Source organism: Streptomyces hesseae (assembly GCF_031845785.1).
Lineage (GTDB): Bacteria > Actinomycetota > Actinomycetes > Streptomycetales > Streptomycetaceae > Streptomyces > Streptomyces hesseae.
Genome location: NZ_JAVRFI010000001.1, coordinates 477062 through 494308, shown reverse-complemented (window position 1 = coordinate 494308; position 17247 = coordinate 477062). Strand labels below are relative to the sequence as shown.

The 17247-nt window shown below is 70.3% G+C and carries 15 protein-coding genes; 9 read left to right on the top strand and 6 right to left on the bottom strand.

Going from position 1 to position 17247, the window contains the following annotated elements; genetic code table 11:
* Positions 1 to 9 precede the first annotated feature (9 nt).
* Positions 10 to 540, bottom strand: coding sequence for a GNAT family N-acetyltransferase (locus RM609_RS01760; protein WP_311607274.1), 531 nt, complete (start codon positions 538 to 540; stop codon positions 10 to 12).
* A gap of 169 nt (positions 541 to 709) precedes the next feature.
* On the opposite strand from RM609_RS01760, the gene RM609_RS01755 reads away from it, so the two are divergent.
* From RM609_RS01755 to RM609_RS01745, 3 genes are all read left to right on the top strand, one after another.
* Positions 710 to 1879, top strand: a complete 1170-nt coding sequence (locus RM609_RS01755; protein WP_369016225.1) for a serine hydrolase domain-containing protein — start codon at positions 710 to 712, stop codon at positions 1877 to 1879.
* Positions 1880 to 2022: 143 nt separating this feature from the next.
* A complete protein-coding gene (locus tag RM609_RS01750) occupies positions 2023 to 3243 on the top strand; it encodes an MFS transporter (RefSeq protein ID WP_311607273.1) in 1221 nt (406 codons plus the stop codon).
* A 112-nt stretch (positions 3244 to 3355) separates the two neighbouring features.
* Positions 3356 to 3589 carry a hypothetical protein gene (locus RM609_RS01745; protein WP_311607272.1) on the top strand — a complete coding sequence of 78 codons (234 nt, stop codon included), beginning with the start codon at positions 3356 to 3358 and terminating at the stop codon, positions 3587 to 3589.
* An 83-nt stretch (positions 3590 to 3672) separates the two neighbouring features.
* Here the strand turns inward: RM609_RS01745 and RM609_RS01740 are convergent, their stop codons facing one another.
* On the bottom strand, positions 3673 to 4275 hold the full coding sequence (locus tag RM609_RS01740) for an ArsR/SmtB family transcription factor (RefSeq protein WP_311607271.1): 603 nt from the start codon (positions 4273 to 4275) through the stop codon (positions 3673 to 3675).
* A gap of 51 nt (positions 4276 to 4326) precedes the next feature.
* Here RM609_RS01740 and def point away from each other — a divergent pair, with 51 nt between their 5' ends.
* Positions 4327 to 5004 carry a peptide deformylase gene (gene def, locus RM609_RS01735; protein ID WP_311607269.1) on the top strand — a complete coding sequence of 226 codons (678 nt, stop codon included), beginning with the start codon at positions 4327 to 4329 and terminating at the stop codon, positions 5002 to 5004.
* Positions 5005 to 5066: 62 nt separating this feature from the next.
* Here def and RM609_RS01730 read toward each other — a convergent pair whose 3' ends face one another.
* Positions 5067 to 5708, bottom strand: coding sequence for a class I SAM-dependent DNA methyltransferase (locus RM609_RS01730; RefSeq protein ID WP_311607267.1), 642 nt, complete (start codon positions 5706 to 5708; stop codon positions 5067 to 5069).
* 154 nt (positions 5709 to 5862) lie between these two features.
* Positions 5863 to 7140: an MFS transporter gene (locus RM609_RS01725; protein ID WP_311607265.1), complete on the bottom strand. Its 1278-nt coding sequence runs from the start codon at positions 7138 to 7140 to the stop codon at positions 5863 to 5865.
* A gap of 138 nt (positions 7141 to 7278) precedes the next feature.
* Between RM609_RS01725 and RM609_RS01720 the strand changes: the two genes are divergently transcribed.
* From RM609_RS01720 to RM609_RS01710, 3 genes are all read left to right on the top strand, one after another.
* Positions 7279 to 7743, top strand: coding sequence for a winged helix-turn-helix transcriptional regulator (locus tag RM609_RS01720; RefSeq protein ID WP_311607263.1), 465 nt, complete (start codon positions 7279 to 7281; stop codon positions 7741 to 7743).
* Positions 7744 to 7890: 147 nt separating this feature from the next.
* The gene (locus tag RM609_RS01715; RefSeq protein WP_311607262.1) at positions 7891 to 8352 is read left to right on the top strand and encodes a hypothetical protein; all 462 of its coding nucleotides are present in this window, start codon (positions 7891 to 7893) and stop codon (positions 8350 to 8352) included.
* Positions 8353 to 8405: 53 nt separating this feature from the next.
* Positions 8406 to 10358 (top strand): NACHT domain-containing protein, encoded by a 1953-nt coding sequence (locus RM609_RS01710; RefSeq protein WP_311607261.1) that lies wholly within the window; start codon positions 8406 to 8408, stop codon positions 10356 to 10358.
* A gap of 8 nt (positions 10359 to 10366) precedes the next feature.
* On the opposite strand, the gene RM609_RS01705 is transcribed toward RM609_RS01710, so the two are convergent.
* Entirely contained in the window at positions 10367 to 11203 is an 837-nt protein-coding gene (locus RM609_RS01705; RefSeq protein ID WP_311607259.1) for a helix-turn-helix transcriptional regulator, read from the bottom strand.
* Positions 11204 to 11377: 174 nt separating this feature from the next.
* Between RM609_RS01705 and RM609_RS01700 the strand changes: the two genes are divergently transcribed.
* Positions 11378 to 12190: a class I SAM-dependent methyltransferase gene (locus RM609_RS01700; protein WP_311607257.1), complete on the top strand. Its 813-nt coding sequence runs from the start codon at positions 11378 to 11380 to the stop codon at positions 12188 to 12190.
* Between the two features lie 44 nt (positions 12191 to 12234).
* Here RM609_RS01700 and RM609_RS01695 read toward each other — a convergent pair whose 3' ends face one another.
* Positions 12235 to 16362, bottom strand: coding sequence for a Pls/PosA family non-ribosomal peptide synthetase (locus RM609_RS01695; protein WP_311607256.1), 4128 nt, complete (start codon positions 16360 to 16362; stop codon positions 12235 to 12237).
* 346 nt (positions 16363 to 16708) lie between these two features.
* Between RM609_RS01695 and RM609_RS01690 the strand changes: the two genes are divergently transcribed.
* Positions 16709 to 17212, top strand: coding sequence for a hypothetical protein (locus tag RM609_RS01690; protein WP_311607254.1), 504 nt, complete (start codon positions 16709 to 16711; stop codon positions 17210 to 17212).
* The last annotated feature ends 35 nt before the right edge of the window (positions 17213 to 17247 follow it).

The window sequence follows — 17247 nt, the reverse complement described above, 5'->3', positions numbered from 1 at the left end:
CCCGCGCTGTCAGCCGACCTGTCGGGCCAGCACCTGTCCCGGCCAGGACCCGGACAGAAAACGGGCGGTGGGAGTGAAGCCGTTGCGCTCGTAGAACGCGACCAGTTCACCCCCGCCGCCCGCCCAGCAGTCGACCCGCAGCAACTCGACACCGGCCCGCCGGGTCTCCTCCACGGCACGGTCCAGCAGCGCCGCCCCGATGCCCAGGCCGGCATACCGCCGGTCGGAGACCAGCAGCCGGACGTACCGCTCGGGTCCCCCGGCCGGTGCGATCGGCATCTGCGGGCTGGGCCCGGAGTCCAGCACCATGGCTCCGACGGGTGTTCCGTCCAGCTCCGCGATGTAGGGGGCGTTCTCGGTCACGTAACGCTCGACCCGCGCCACCCCGCCGGGCTTCCGTGAATACGGTGTCGTGCCCCACTGCTCGGTGTTGCCGCGATCGTTCATCCAGGCCACCGCGGAGTCGAGCATGTCCAGAATGGCCGGTGCGTCGGCCGGGCCGCCCGGTCTGATCCGTATGTCATGCGTGGTGTCGTTCACGGCGAAAGCTTAAGCAGCGCGCGGCGCGCGGAGAGCGGTGCCGGGGGTTAGCCCTACTCGGGGTGGGGCGGGTAGCAGGATCGCCGCGGATCGCCGCATCCGGAAGTGTTGGGTCCAGCGCGTACCGCTGTTTTCCCCGCTATTCCGTCCATTCCATAGGAGCTGACTCATGCGCGAGCAGGCATGGAACACGTCACGTTCATCCACGCGGCGGGGCGGTGGTGGCCGGCGCAGAGCCGTGCCGGCCGCGGTCGCGGTGGCCGTCGGCGTGATGACGATCAGTGCCCTGGCCCCGGCCGCGGCATCCGCCGCCACCAGGCCGGACACCGTCCAGCAGAGCCTGAACGCGCTGGTGAAGGCCGACGGCATGCCCGCCGCGCTGGCGGGCGTCAAGGACCGCGACGGCCGCACCCGCAACTACACCGCGGGGGTCGGCGACCTGGCCACCGGCGCGAAGGTGCCCGTCGACGGTCAGGTGCGGATCGGCAGCAACACCAAGACGTTCACCGCCGTGGTCGTGCTGCAACTGGTCGGCGAAGGAAAGATCGGCCTCGACGAGCCGATCGACACCTACCTTCCCGGCCTCGTACGCGGAGAGGACATCGACGGACGCCACATCACCGTCCGCCATCTCCTCCAGCAGACCAGCGGACTCCCCAACTACACCAAGTACGACCTCCAGCCCCGCTACTACGAGCCCCGCGACCTCCTCGACATCGCCCTCCAGCACAAGGCCGACTTCGCCCCCGGGACGAAATGGGCCTACAGCAACACGAACTACCTGCTGGCCGGCCTGATCATCCAGAAGGTCACCGGCCACACCCTCGCGACGGAGATGGACCAGCGCATCGTCAAGCGCATCGGGCTACGCCACACCTACCTCCCCGCCCCCGGCGACGCGACCATCCGCGAACCCCACCCCAAGGGCTACTACCGGGAGTCGGCGGGCGAACCACTGCGCGACGTCACGGAAACGGAGCCCTCCTGGGCCTGGGCGGCAGGCGGGATCATCTCCACCAACTCCGACCTCAACCGGTTCTTCACCGCGCTCCTGGGCGGGCGGCTCCTCCCGGACGCCCAGCTCGCCCAGATGCGCACCACCGTCCCCGCCGAAAGCCTCTTCGGCCCCGGCGCCCGGTACGGACTGGGGATCGTGAGCAGGCCGCTGTCGTGCGACGGCGTGTACTGGGGTCACGGCGGTGACCTCCCCGGATACGAGACCCGGGGCGGTGCCACCGACGACGGCCGCGCCGCCAACATCGCGGTGACCAGCAAGCCGGCCGACGAGGCGGCCATGAAGCGCGTGGAGAAGGTCGTGGACACGGCTCTGTGCCGCTGAGACGTGCCGGGAAGGCATGAGCCGTCGGGGGCGGTGCGGATGGCCGACGGCATCGCCCCCCCAGGTCGACCGACCGCGCCGACTGCTAGAATGAACGCCTTGGCCTTCGGCGCCCCAATTGGGTGCGCGCGGAGGCTTTTTTCATGCCTACCGACACATCCACCCCCATCAAGACCCCCACCAACACCAGCTACCGCGCCCTACTGCGCAACCGTGAGTTCGCCGGCTTGTATGCCGGCCTCACTCTGACGGTCGCCGCGAGCACCCTCTCGGGCTTCGCGCTCGGCACGCTGGTCGACCGCCAGACCAGATCCCCGTTTCTGACGGCCGTGAGCATGTACGGCGCCACGTTCGCCACAGTGCTCGGCGCACTGACACTGATGTCGGTCGCGGACGGGAGCCGCCCCCGCCGGACCCTCCTCTCGCTCCAGTGCGTCTCACTGGCGGGGGCCGCCACGCAGGCGGTTCCGGGGCTGCCGCTCGCCGCCCGGTTCGCGCTGCTCCTGGTCGTGGGTTTCTTCCAGTCCCTGGAGACCGGCACGCGGATGGGACTGCTCGCCGAAGTGATACCGAACTCCGCGTACGCGTCGGCACGTTCGCTGATGAACATCACCTCGGGTGGCATGGCCGTCCTCGGCTACGCCATCGGCGCCGTGTTGCTGCGGCATCTGGGCCCACGAGAAGTGTTCATCGTCGCCACAGCTCTGGTCGGAACCGGGTTGGCCGTCGTGGCGGCGACCATCCGGGAACGCTCGATCCGGCTCACCCGTCGCCCCGGACTGCGACAGACCTGGACGACGAACATCGCGCTCTTCTCCCGCTCCGGCCAACGGGCACTGCTGCTGAACCTGTGGGTTCCCAACGGCCTGATCGTCGGTTGCGAGGCACTGTTCATCTCCTATGACCCACACATCGCCAGCGCCCTTCTGGCCGCCGGATCGGCCGGCATGCTCCTCGGAGACTTGACCGTGGGGCGGTTGCTCACCGCCGACCGGCGACGCCGCTGTGCGTTCGCCCTGCGGTTGCTGCTCGCTGTCCCCTACCTGCTGTTCGCCGTCCACCCGCCCCTGCCGGTGGTGACGGCCGCGGTGTTCGTCGCCAGTGCCGGGTTCGCGGCCACCCTGCCGCTCCAGGAACAGCTCCTCGCGTCGACCCCCGATGCGGTCCGAGGCCAGGTCCAAGGCGTCGAGTCCGCCGGTCGGATGACGTGGCAGGGCATCGGGGCCGCCATTGCCGGTGGCGTCGCGCAGTACCTCACTCCCGGGACCACGATCACTGTTCTGGCCGCAGTGTCCGTCGTGATTACTGTCTTTTCCCGCCCCTTCGTGACCCGAACCCGTGCGGAGCGCAGGCCAGGCGTGTGACGCCCTGTCCGGTGTTGGTTCTCACGTCCGCCGAACGGGCAGGGACAGACCGAGTTCGCATCGTGTCCGGCCGTGCCCGGTGCGATGGCCGCACACCGAGGTGGAGGTAGACATGGCCGGATTCCTGGACAGGGCCAAGGAGCAGGCCCAGCAGGCTCTCGCGCAGGGGAAGGGAAAAGTGGATGAGGTGCAGTCTCAACGGGCCGGAAACGACCTGCTGAAGAAGCTCGGCGCGGCCTACTACGCGGAGAGGCGCGGATCAGGCACGGCCGACGCGACGCAGGCCGCCCTCACCGCCTTGGAAGCCCACATCTCCACACATGGGGACGGCTTCCTGCGCGGGTAGCCGCCAATACCCCGGCCCGATTCGGCAGGCCTGCCCGGACCGGTGACGACCGGTCCGGGCAGGCGCGACGTCGCGGTGTCGCCTCAAGCGGAGTCGTCGGCTCCGCCGGGCTGGTCCGCCTCTTTCGCCGTGTGGGGAAGCAAGGGGAACAGCCTGGTAATCAGTGCCACCGGGGCGGCGTCGGCGGGGCGGGCCAGTGGGCGTTGCTCGCGGTCCCGGTAAGGGGCGAGCGCCCGCCGGATGGTCTCCGCGACCCGGCTCAACTCCTCGGGCGTCAGATAGGCGACGGCGCTGAAGGCCTCGTCCCGGCGCCATTCGGGCGGCGCCTGGTCGCGTCGGCTAAGCCAGCGCTGCCAGCTCTCGTCCTCAAGTCCGCGGGCGAGGTCGCCGAAGCCCTCGGCGGACGGGCCGCCCGTAGCCGCCGGAGCGGGTCGGCACAGGCGCCAAGGGCGAGCCCGGCCGCCGTTGTGGGGGGCTTCTTCGATGCGTCCGTGGCGCGCGAGCTGTCGCAGGTGGAACGAGCAGAGCCCGGAGCTGTAGCCGAGCCGGGCGGCCGCTTCGGTCGCCGTGAGGGTCCCGACTTCGGCGAGCAGATCGAGGAGGGCCGCGCGGACCTCGTGCTCCCGCAACCCCTCACCCGCCCTGGCGGGCCGGCCGGATGGGGTGGTGAGATCTTCTTCAGTCACTTTGCAAAGTCTGCTACTTTGCAAAGAAGTTGGCAAGAAGGGGAGATGTATATGTCCGTTCATTACGCTCCGTCCCATACCGCCGATCGGCGGGTCCGTGTGCAGGGCCGTCCTGTCGACGCGTATCCGGTTCTGCCGCCGGAGGCGGAGCGGGGTTCGGTGCGCCGGGTCACGGTGGTCGGTGAGGAGGTGCTGAGCCGTCCGTGCCGGGAGGTGACCGAGTTCGGGACGCCGGAACTGGCGGCGTTGATCGACGACATGTTCTTGACGATGTATGTGGCCGACGGCGCCGGCCTGGCCACGAACCAGGTCGGCGTCGATCTGCGCCTGTTCGTCTATGACTGCCCGGACGACCATGGGGTCCGGCATGTCGGCCACATCATCAACCCGGTTCTGGACCTGCCCGGACCGGGGGAGCGCCGGCTCGTCGACGACACCGAGGGCTGCCTCTCCGTACCCGGCGCCGTCATGACGGTTCCCCGCACCGATCGTGCCGTCGCCCGCGGATTCGACAAGGACGGCAACCCTCTCGTCATCGAGGGGACGGGATACTTCGCCCGGTGTCTGCAACACGAGACCGATCATCTCGTCGGCCACACCTATCTCGACCGGCTCTCCAAGCGGGACCGCAAGGACGCCTTGCGGCAGATGGACGACCGCCGCGAGGACGTCTTGGCGCGACGCGCCGACAAGGCCGCCGCTTTGAGTCGACGACGTCTCGACGCGTGAGATCGCCGGCTCGCTCTGGTCGCGCCAGTACCCACCCCCGGAGGACGTGTGCGCGGTAGTCGCTACTCGCTCATGCGCATCAGCAGATGCCCCCGCCGGAATCGTTCGTCCTCGCGCGGCTCACGAAGCATCCGGCCGACTTCGACGAACCCGGCTTCCCCGGCCAGCCCCGCCAGTTCGTCGATCGGCCACCGATAGGCTGTCGTCACCTTGTGATCGAACGCCGTGACCGGCTCGCCCTCCGACTCGAAGAAAGCGAGCAGGAGATGGCCACCGGGTGCGAGCACCCGCCGGAACTCCGCGAAGTACGAGGGAATGGCCTGCGGCGGGGTGTGAATGACCGAATACCAAGAGACGACGCCGTTCAGCTCGCCGTCGGCCAGGTCCAGGGCATCCATGGAACCGACTTCGAACCGCAGATCCGGGTGGGCCTCACGGGCCAGATCGATCATCACCGGCGACAGGTCGATGCCGAAGGCGTCCAGCCCCAGGTCCCGCAGATGCGCGGTCATATGACCGGGACCGCACCCCAGCTCGGCGACGGGCCCGGCGGCGGAGGTCCGCACGAGCTCGGCGAACGCGGCGAGCACCGCGCGGTCCAGCGGGAGGGCGTCGAGCGAACCACGGACGAATTCGGCATAGCGGACGGCGACGGCGTCGTAGGCGTCCGCCGTCGTACGGAGGTACGGGGAAGGTTCAATCACGAGCGAGCACCCTATGACCTTCCTCTGCCGCACCGACGACCGGCCCACCGTCCGTGCCCACCAGCGTTGAGCCGCTGACGTGGCAGCCTGTGGGACCGCCGGCGGCATCCTCTGCGCCGGCAATGGCGTGATGGGCTGACGACGCCGGCCGGGACTACCGCGGCGAGCCGTGTTCGGCGGTCGCCCGGCACGAGGCGGCCCGGCTGTGCACGTCCCGCGTGGTCACCCACAGTGCGAGGGCGGCGCAGCTGAACGCCGCCCCCAGGACGGACACCCCTGTCCATCCGGCCGCCGCGTACGCCAGTGAGGAGCCGGCGGCGCCGAGGGCGCTGCCGGCCGAGTAGAAGACCATGTAGCCGCCGATGATCCTGCTTCCCGCGTCCGGGCGCACCGCGTAGATGAGGGACTGGTTGGTGACGTGCACGGCTTGGACGGCGAAGTCCAGGAGGACCGCTCCGACCGCCAGCGCCCACAGCGACTGCCGGGTGAGCGCCAGGGGGAGCCACGACACCGCCAGCAGAACCAGGGCGGCACCAGTGGTCCGTTGCGCGAGGCCGCGGTCGTTCCAGCGGCCGGCCTTTCCCGCGGCCAGCGCCCCGGCCGCTCCGGCGAGCCCGAACGCGCCGATGGCGGTGTGCGTCAGCGACCACGGCGGGCTGCTGAGGGGTTGGACGACGCTGCTCCACAGGGTGCTGAAGGCCGCGAAGACCAGAAGTGCCAGCGTGCCGCGTATCCGGAGCAGGGGATGGCGGGCGAACAGACTGATGGTGGATACCAGCAGGCGCCGGTACGGCAGATCGGCCGTCGGCGGGCGGCTCGCCGGCAGGGTGCGACGCAGGAGCACGGTGAGGGTGGCGGTCACTACGGCCGAGCAGAGATAGACGGCGCGCCACCCGGCCAGGTCGGCCAGTATGCCCGCCACCGTGCGGGCCAGCAGGATGCCGGTGATCACCCCGCTGGTGACCGCTCCGACGACTCGCCCCCGAAAGGCCGGAGCGGTGAGAGAGGCCGCCGCGGCGACCATCGTCTGGGCGACGACGGCGAGCGCGCCGACCGCCGCGAGGGCGGCGAACAGGGCAGCGGCCCCGGGCGCCGACGCGACGGCCAGCAGCGCGGCGGCGAGCAGGCCGAGCTGGAGCGTGATCAGCTTCCGCCGGTCGACCAGGTCGCCGAGCGGGACGAGGAGTAACAGTCCCGCCGCGTAACCGAGTTGGGTGACAGTGACGATGGCGCCGAGCATGCCGGAACCGAGCGAGAACCGCTCGCCGAGCGTGACCAGCAGGGGCTGGGCGAAATAGACGTTGGCCACCGCGTTGCCGCAGGCGACGGCGAAGAGCAGGACCAGGCGGGTGGGTGGCGGCCCGGCCGGTGCGAGTGCGGTGTGCGCCGCGGTCGTCGTTCGGCTTTTCGCCGTCGAGCAGTCGTTGGGCATGCGCCATCCTCCCGATGGTGGTTGCAACTTGCTACCTGCCGGGGACTCTAGGGTCCCTGGTAGCATGTTGCAACCAGGTGTGTTGCCAGATGCGCTGTCAGATGTGTTGCCGGGTGTGTTGTGAAGGAGGCGGGCCCGATGGTCGCCCGTACGCGATTTGACGCCGATCCCTGCCCCGTCGCCCGGTCGGTCGACGCCATCGGCGACTGGTGGTCGCTGCTGATCGTGCGCGACGCCTTCGACGGCAGCCGCCGCTTCGGGGAATTCCAGCGCAGCCTGGGCGTCGCCAAGAACATCCTCACCACCCGGCTGCGCGTTCTGGAGCAGGCCGGGGTGATGAGAACAGCACCCGCCTCAGATGGCAGCCCCTACCGGGAGTACGTGCTCACGGAAAAGGGGCGCGCCCTCTTCCCCGTCATCGTCGCGCTGCGCCAGTGGGGCGAGAGTCACTGCTTCGAGCCCGAGGAGGCGCACTCGCGGCTCCTGGACCGCCGGACCGGGCGTCCGCTGAGCCCGCTGGAGATCCGCGCCGGCGACGGTCGCCCGGTCGGCCCGGACGAGACGGTCGTCGAGAAGCTCGGAACCGTCGAGGATGCCGATTGACCTGCGCGGTGCGGGGCCGTGCGGTGCAGAAACCTTTCTGCATCTCGCCTTCCCCCGGATTCGGCCAAACCGCCGCACTGCCACCCCACAAGCCGCTTGAATGCACCTCCACATACGGTTCCTGGCTCTGGGGGTTCGATGACGGGTGTGGAGATAGCGGTCGGGTACTTCGCCGCGTGGGCGTTCCGCAAGGTACGGCGGGTGGCCGGCGCGGCGGACGCGGAAGCCGACCGGGTGCTGGACGCCGGCATGGCGCGGGTACACGAACTGGTAAGTGCCCGGCTGGGAGAGGACTCCTCCGTCCGGCGGATGGCGGCGGAGGCCGAAGCGGGCCGCGAGGAACCCACCGAGCGGACCCGCCGGCACATGGAACTGGCCCTGGAAGAGGCCATGGAGACCGACGAGGACTTCGCCGACCGGCTGAACCGCCTCGTCGACGAGCTCGAACGCCACCGGAAGGCCGCGGGAGGCGCCCCGGTGAGCGACGGTTTCATCGCGGCGGGCGGGAACGTCGAGGTGCGCGCGGACAACGGTTCGCTCATCGCCCGTGACATCTCGGGCACGGTGAACCTGGGAAACCCTACGGACCCGGGGCCGGTCCGGCACTGACCGACCCCGGGGAAGAATCGGCGCGTTCCGCCGTTCACCTGCAAGGCTCCGTGATGGCCCGGGCGATCGGCAAGGTCGTCCAGTACGTGACGATGCCACGTGACCCGGTCCGGGAGCGGCTGGCCACACTGGCGGACGCGGTGCACGACAGCGAATGCGAGCAGTGGCAGCGGCTGGTCGGCAGCGACATCAAGCGCATCGACCTCTCCTACACCCGGCACCCCACGGCCGGCCGGATGGCCGCCGGTGCGGCGACGGCCGGACGACTGCTCGGCGCCGGCCCCGGCCACGCCGCCCACGAGAGCGACGCCGGTGACACGGAGACACCCGACGTCGTCGGCTACTTCCGCCGTATCGACCCCCGCCGGCTGCTGATCACAGGGCCGCCCGGCGCGGGCAAGACCACGCTGGCCCTCGGGCTCGTCACCGAACTCCTCGAACGGTCCGAGGCGGACGAACCGGTGCCCGTGCGCCTTTCGCTCTCCCGCTGGAACACGGACACCGGTCTGGACGGATACCTGACGGAACAGCTCTCCGAGACGTACAACATGGCGCCGAAGGAGGCCGCGCAGCTGGTCCGTCGAAGACTGGTGCTGCCGGTGCTCGACGGACTGGACGAGCTCGACCCGCTTCGGGAGGACGGCACGCCCGACCCCGGAGCACCCAGGGCCCGGTCCGTCCTGGCCGCGCTGAACACATACCGGGGCAGGGAAGGGAGCCGGCTCGGCCCGGTCGTCCTGACCTGCCGCACCGACCACTACGAGGCGTTCGGCGCGCGTACCGGCGCGGACGGCGGTCAGTTGCTGGACGCGGCCCGCATCGAGGTCGACCCCGTACCCGCGGCCGACGCCCACGCATATCTGAAGGACCGCACCACGGACCCCGACCGCTGGCGGGGCCTGCTGGAGAACCTGGAGCGGGAACCGGACGGGACCCTGGCCCGAACCCTCTCGACGCCCTGGCGGCTCTGCCTGGTCGCGACCGTCTACCGTACGTCCGGGGACCCGTCGGAGCTGCTCGACCACCCCACCCCCGAACAACTCGACGCGGACCTGCTCGCCCGCTTCGTACCGGCGTCGGCGCTTCTCCACCCGGAGCACCCGGAACACCCGGAGTACACGCCCGAGCGGGTCCACCACTGGCTCCACCGGCTCGCGCGACACCTGGAGAACCCGGACGGCGAGGCGAGCCGCGAACGGACCGCGCGCGACAGGACGGACATCGCCCTCCACCGGCTGTGGCCCATGGGCGGCGTCGAACGGGTCCGCCGACTCGACGGCTTCCTGACCACGAGCGTCTACCTGCTCTTCGTTCCCCTGATCCTGAACCTGCCGTGCCGGGTGGACATCTCCGTCCCCGTCGCCTTCGGGGCATACCTCGTGTGGTGCGGGGCGACGGGCAAGAAGGTCGGCGCGCCGAATCGATTGCATATACGGGGCCTGCGCGGCCGGTCCGGAAGGCGCACCCTCGCCTGGGTCCTCGGGCTGAGCCTCGTCTGCGGGATCGGGTCGGGGGCTTTCTTCACGGCCTACTACGGGCTTCCGGCCGGCCTCGCGTCCGGGGCGTCACTGGTCGTCCTGTACTTGCTGTCGGGCGCGATGACTCGTACGCCCTCAAGGGCCGCGCGCCCCGGTGACCTCGTCTTCGACGACCTGGCCGCACGGTCTGTGCAAGGGGTCGCTTACGGGCTGATGCTGGGGATCCCGTTCGGGACGATGTTCGGCACACCGGTGGGCCTGTCCATGGGTCTCGTGGGCGGCTTGACGATCAGCGGCGGAGCGGGCCGGAGGTACCTCGTCCTCCTCCTCTGCGCCCGCTGGGAGAAGACCCTGCCCTCGCGGCCGGGTGCCTTCCTCGACTGGGCCTGCGAGGCAGGACTGATGCGGCTGTCCGGCCCCGCCTACCAGTTCCGCCACCAGGAACTCCAGCACTGGCTGGCCGCCCACCCGCGGCCTGTGGGGGAGGGTGCGGCATCACCGCGCCGGATCGGAGCCGGCCAGGCGTGACCGTTGGTTCAGCGCGGGCCGGCCGCCATCCTGCGCAGGGCATCGGCTGATGGTGAGTCCTCGTCGGCGGTATAGATGACCATCCATGTACCGGAGGCGTCCGTCGGCTCGAACGCCTCCGAGGTGAGTTGGAGAGTGGTGCCGAGCGTGGGGCAGGCCAGCCTGGAGGGTTTACGGGTACTGTCGAAGGCGAACTGCGTGGTCCATAGTCGCCGGAAGTCGGGGCTCTCCGCCAGCAGCCCGCCCACGTGCGCCGCGAGTTCGCCGTCGCGCGGCCGTCGTACCGTCTCCGTGCGCAGGTACGCCACGATCTCGCGCGCCGACCCCTCCCAGTCGAGGAACAGCGAGCGGGCGCGGGGATGGGTGAACATCAGCCGGCCGAGGGAGCGGTCGCGCGGCGCGATCCGGGAGAAGTCGAAGAAGACTCGTGCGGCCGGCCGGTTCCACGCCACGATGGCGCCGTCGCGGCCGACCACATAGGCGGGGGAATCGCGCAGGGAGTCGAGGATCCGCTGCCGGCCGTCCCGTACTCCCTCGTCGCACGGCCGGGCCGAGGCGTCGGCCGTCAGGGGACGCTGTGCCAGGGCGCGCAGGTAGCGCCGCTCGCCCGGGGTGAGCCTCAGCGCACCGGCGACCGCCTCGACAACCGTGTCCGAGACGAGAGAGGTATGGCCGCGCTCCAGTCGGATGTACTGGTCGACGCTGACCGAGGCCAGTGCGGCCACCTCTTCGCGGCGCAGGCCCGCGACCCGGCGTGGGCCATGGACGCGCAGTCCCATGGGGCCGGGGCTCAGTCGTGAGCGGTGGAACATGAGGAAGTCACGCAGCGCGGTCTTGCGGTTCATCCGGCTATTTTCCGTGAGGCCGCGGTGCCGACCACAGCATGGTGACGAGTGGAGCCGGTGGGGGGACAGTGCAGAACCTGCCCTGTCCCCCCACCGGCTCCAGCCCGATCCTGAACGGCGTCCCGACACTGCCCAGGAGGCCAGATGGAAGCCGGTCGGCCCAGTCTCACCGCGATGCGCGCGGCACACAGCCGCGCCCGTCACCAGAACGATCCCCGGCGGATCCTCACCGACCCGCTGGCGCCGAAGATCCTGCGTCTCGATTCCGGTGATCTGCCGCCGTTGCCAGACGATCCGACGGATCTGTACGGCATCCGGTTCCTCGCCGCGCGCAGCCGTTTCGCCGAGGACGTGCTCGCCGCCGCGGTGGCCACCGGCACCCGGCAGCTCGTGGTCCTCGGCGCCGGCCTGGACACCTTCGCGTACCGCAACCCCCATGCCGGACTGAGGGTGTTCGAGGTGGATCATCCCGCGACCCAGGTGTGGAAGCGTCAGCAGTTGGCGGCGGCCGGGGTCGGCATCCCGTCGTCGGTGACCTTCGCCCCCGTCGATTTCGAACGCGACTCCCTGGCCGGGGCAATGGCCTCGGCCGGGCTGGACCGCGACCGGCCGGTGTTCTTCTTCTGGCTCGGGGTCACGCCCTATCTCACACGGGACGCCGTCCTCGCCACCTTGCGTTTCATGGCCGGCCACTCCGGGCCGGTACAGGTGGTGTTCGACTACTACGGCGAAGCGCCGTCGACGCTGTCCCCACGGCTGCGCGCCGTGCGCGAGGCCGCGGCGAAGCTGGTCGCCGAGCTCGGCGAGCCCTGGCTCACCTGCTTCACCCCGGAGGACATCGCCGACGAACTGCGTGCGATGGGGTTGGACCGCGTCGACGACCTCGTCGGCAGGGAACTGATCGCCCGGTACATCGACGGACCCGTCCCCGACGCCGACCCGGTCGGTGGTCGCGTGATCCTCGCGGGACGCACCACGACTCCGTGACGCATGGCCGGCGGCCGTCGGCGGTCTTTCCGGAAGGAAGTGCCTCACGTCGCGCCGCGGTCGGCCGGCAGTTCGGCCGCCGGGTTTCCCCGCCAGCGTGTACGAGCCGGTACGTGTTCGCCCTTCATCAGGAAGGAGTCGGCATCGACGTGGGCGCCGTCGTCGATGACGACGCCGTAGTGGACGAACGCGCTGGTGCCGATGGCGCAGTCGGCGCCGATCGTGATGTGGCGGGACTTGAAGACGCCGTCCTCCAGGGAGTGGGCCTGGAGGGTGCTGCCCGCGTTGAGGGCGCAGTCGTCGCCGACGCGGGTGAGGGTGCGCTCAATGATGTGGCATCCGTCGTCGAGGACCCGGTGGCCGATGTGGACACCGAGGAGCCGCCAGACGACCGGCTTGAGCGGGGTTCCGTTGAAGAGGGCGAGGTAGACCACAGGCGGTACCTTCCAGTACCGCTCGTGTCTCCAGAAGTCCTTCTCGTAGATGGAGCAGAAGCGGGGCCGCAGTCCGTGCGGGCCCACCACGGCCCGTTCCACCAACGCGAACCAGCCGACGGTGAAGGCGAGTCCGAGCAGGGTGGAGCATGCCGTGCCCAGCCAGTACGACACGTCGTCGTCTCCCAAGGGGAGCATGGCGATCAGTACCAGGCCGAAGACGTACAGACACCGGACGGTCAGGAACAGGGCGATGGTGACGGCATTGTGGCGGTTCTTGGCCGCGAGTCTCCTCCGGCGTTCGGATCCTGCGCCCAGGCGGTCGAAGCGGCGGTCGCGTTCGACCGAGCGAGGGATCTCGAAGGGCGGCGAGCCCAGCAGCCCCGTGGCCTCCTTGACCGGGCCGCTGACCGGGATCATGGTCTTGGTCGCCAGCAGACAGCCGTCGCCGGTCCTGCCGCCGGCGGGGTAGGCGATGTTGTTGCCCAGGAAGTTGTCCCGGCCGATGACGGCCGGGACGGCACGGAAGGAGGTGCTGGAGAATTCGGCGTTCATGAAGGACAGCCCGTCCGAGACCATGGTCCCGGTGCCGACGCGGCTGAGGGCGGGGACTTCGTGTTTGACGACCATGCCGAAGTTGGACCCGGTCTGCTCGACCGGTTTCAGCCGGTAGCCGAGGGCGCTCAGGTAGCGCACGACGGCCGAGCTGTCGCCGAACAAGGCGTTGTAGAAGCCGATGTTGGTGAGCCGGGCGGTGGCGCGTTGCAGCGCGAACTGTACGCCGTAGAGCGGGTGGACCACGTTCGGCCTGATCAGGCGGCACAGCGACCGTGACAGGAGTGCGGTCAGGGCCGGCCCGAGGACGGCGAGGCCGAGCACCGCGGCCACGGAGATCTTCAAGCCGTCGGCGTAGTACGCCCAGCTGTCCGGGCCGACCGCCCCGGTGACCGTACCGGCCAGCAGTGGGGGCCGGGACGCCAGCAGCGCGGCGACGGCCACCCCGCCCACTCCGGTGATGGCCACCGCGGTCAGCAGCCGGGCGATGCTGTGGCAGACGCGGCGGACAATGCCGCAACGGGCCGGCGGGACCGTGAGGTACTGGCAGCCGGCCGGCGCCGGTACGGCCGGTGAGCCGTGCCAGCACTGCCCGGCCGGTACGGACTGGCCGGAGTGCAGCGAGGAGGCATGGCCGAGCTGGGCGGCCTCCCCGAGGCGTACGCCGATGTCGAGGGTGCTGTGCTCGCCGACGAAGGAGCCGTCACCGATGGTGACGCGTCCGGTCTCGATGACACCGTCGTGGGCCCGGTAGCCGTTGAGATAGGTGTCCTTGCGGATCACGCTGTCGGCCCCGACGGTGAGCAGGTCGGTGCACACCGGTATCCGAAGGGTGAGGATCAGGGCGCGGGGCCCGATCCTGGCGCCCAGCGCCCTCAGATAGAGCGTGTACAGCGGTGTACCGACGGTCAGCAGGGCGAGCGGGTTGGTGGTGACCAGGGTCTTGACGCACCAGAAGCGGACGTAGGCCATGCTCCACAGGGGGATGCGCCGCTCCGACCACCGGCCGACGAGAACCCACTTCGCGGCGATCGGCACCAGACCCGTCCCGCCCAGCATCGCGGCGGCGAAGACGACCGCGCGCCCATAGACGGCGGGCCACCCGCTGCCCTGCGTCACCCAGGCTGTCCCGGTGTCCATTGCCACCGAGGCCAGGCACACGTAGGCCAGGAACACCAGGAGTTGCATCGCCGCGCACAGAGCGTACCGGGGAGCGCTCACCCTCCGCGTCGGTACCGGACGCCGTGTGGGTGCGGTGTGTGGCACGGCGGGCGCCGTCCGGTCCAGGGCCGCGGCGAGGGCCCGTACGGTGGGGTGGAGGTAGACGTCCTTCATCGACACATTGGGCAGGCCCGGGAGTTCGCGGACCGCCGCGTTGAAGTGCGCCATCAGCAGGGAGTTGGCGCCGAGTTCGTCGAAGAAGTGGCTGTCCGCGGAGACCCGTTCGACCCGCAGGGTGCGGGCCAGCAGCTCGGCCAGCGTCCGTTCGGTGGCGGTCGTCGGCGCCGCGAAGTCGCGCCGCGCCGTGATGCGGCGGGGTCCGGTCGGCGCGGGCAGGCGGCCGCGGTCGGCCTTGCCGCTGGGCAGTACCGGTATCGATGCGATGGGTTCCAGATAGGCGGGGACCATGTAGGCCGGCAACCGCTCTCGCAGCTGTACGACGACGTGGTCGGGGTCCACGACGGCGCCTTCGCGGGTGGTGTAGAACGCGCACAGCTCCACGGCGTCCGGGGCGGGCTCGTGCCGGGTCACCACGGCCTGGGCGATTCCGGGGACGTGGAGCAACACCGATTCGATCTCGGCCAGTTCCACACGGTAGCCGCGGATCTTGACCTGGGTGTCGATGCGGCCGTGGTGCTCGATCTCGCCGTGGGCGTTGATCCTGCCCAGATCCCCGGTGCGGTAGATCCTGCCGGACGGGTTGCCGGGAATGCCGATGAAGTCCGGGACGAAAGCGCGTTCGGTCAGGTCCGGCCTGTTGAGGTAGCCGCTGGCGAGCCCCATGCCGGCGATGGCGATCTCGCCCATGGTGCCGGGTGGCGGGGTGGTGTTCGCCCCGGGGTCGAGCAGGAGCACCGCGTACGTCGGCAGTGGGACGCCGATCGTCACCGGACGGTCCGGGTCCAGCAGGGTCCAGGTCGCGGTGACGGTCGCCTCGGTCGGGCCGTAGACGTTGAGGAACCGGCGGCCGGGCCGGTGCCAGCGGCGGATGAGGTCCTGCGGGCAGGACTCCCCGGACACCAGCAGGAACCGCAGCCGGGACAAGCCCGCGTCCAGCGTGGCCAGCAATGTGGGAACGCAACACAGGGCGGTGACCCGCCGGTCCCGCAGGAAGGCGTCCAGCTCGGCCCCGAGCAGGCCGGGGCCGGTCGGCCGGGGCACCAGCGTCGCACCGGCCGCCCAAGGCACCCATGTCTCCTCGACGGAGAAGTCGAAGGCGAGGGTCATTCCCTGGTACACCCGGTCCTCGGCGGTGATGCCGTAGACCTCCGCGGCCACGTGTACGAAGTTGCAGATGGCCGGGTGACCGATGGCCACCCCCTTGGGGCGGCCGGTGGAGCCGGAGGTGTAGATGACGTAGCAGAGGTCGTCGGGCGGCTGTGCCGTGGTGATGGTGCCGAGGCGGCGGTGGGACCGCTTCGCTATGTCGGCGCGCATCCGGTCCAGGTACAACACCTCGGGTCCATCGGGGAGCTCGGGTCCATAGGGGGGCTCGGGTCCATCCGGTCCATCCCGTCCACCCGAAAGACGGTCCGCCCGGTCGTGGAGCCGGGAGAGCGTCAGGACCGTCCGCACGGCGGCGTCGGTGACCATGTACGACAGCCGGTCCGCCGGGTAGCCGGCGTCCAGCGGGACGTACACGGCGTGCGCCTTGAGCACCCCCAGCATGCTGGTGTAAGCGTCCACCGCGTCGTCGAGCAGCAGCCCGACGCGGTCGCCGGGGCGTGTGCCCCGGTCCAGCAGGAAGCGGGCGAGCTGGTTCGCCCTGTCGTCCAGCTGCGTGTAGGTCAGCGTGACGTCACCGGTGTCGACCGCGAGGTGATTTCCCCGCCCTTGGGCCCGCAGCCGGTCGCACTGTTCTTCGAACAGATGCTCCAGTCGCTCGCCGTCCCGCCACCGGACCGAACCGTCGTCCCCGGCGCAGGTCAGCAGCCCGCCCGGTCGGCTCGACGATCGCGGCACCCACTGGGGCGCTGGATGCCGACCGGGGGCTCCTCTTTCTCTGCGCTCGCCTTCTCTGCGCTTGTCATCCGACGCCATCGTTCGTCACACAAGCCCACGCCCCGGCCTTCGGGTGCTGAAGCGATGGGGTGGCGCTCCTGTGATTCGCAGGTGAAAGCCGAAGCATTCGAGGGAAATATTGGACCATTCGGGCCCTTTATATTTTACCGCCCAGCGCCCACCGCCACTGCTCGCAAGCCTGATCCGACCTGACCCGGCCTGGCCGGGCAGGGCTCTCGGCGTGCGCCGAGAGGGGGCGAGCCCTTGACTGGGGGAGCACGTCACCGAGAGCGCGACTGGAGGAAAAATGACTCGACGCTGGACGCACGCGACGGGAGTGGCATTGGCCGGTCTCATCACACTCACGGGCGTCGGCTGCTCCAACAATCCGAGCAGTCCGTCCGGCCCGGGGAGCAAAGCCGCCTCCGTCGCCTCCCAGGCTTCCGCGGCGGTGTCGTCCCTCGCTTCGCAGGCTTCCGGCGCCCTCGCGTCGGCCAGCGCGGAAGCGAAGCGGAAGCTGGACGAGATCAAGGGCGGAGTCGACGTCAAAGGCGACGTGAAGCCCGGAACCGTGACCACCGACGGCGAAGGACGTGCCTCGGCCCAACTGACCGCCGACAACAAGGCGAGCTCGGCCAAATCGTTCGCCGTCCAGGTCAACTTCACGGATCCGGGAGGCAACCTCCTGGACACCGCGGTCGTGAACGTACCGGATGTCCCCGCCGGCAAGTCCGGCACGGCCACGGCGCGCAGCAACCGCAAGCTGTCCGGTGACGTACGGGCCGAAGTCGCCAGGGCGGTGCGGCACTGAGCCCTGCGCGTCGCGCGCCGGCGCGTACGCAGGTG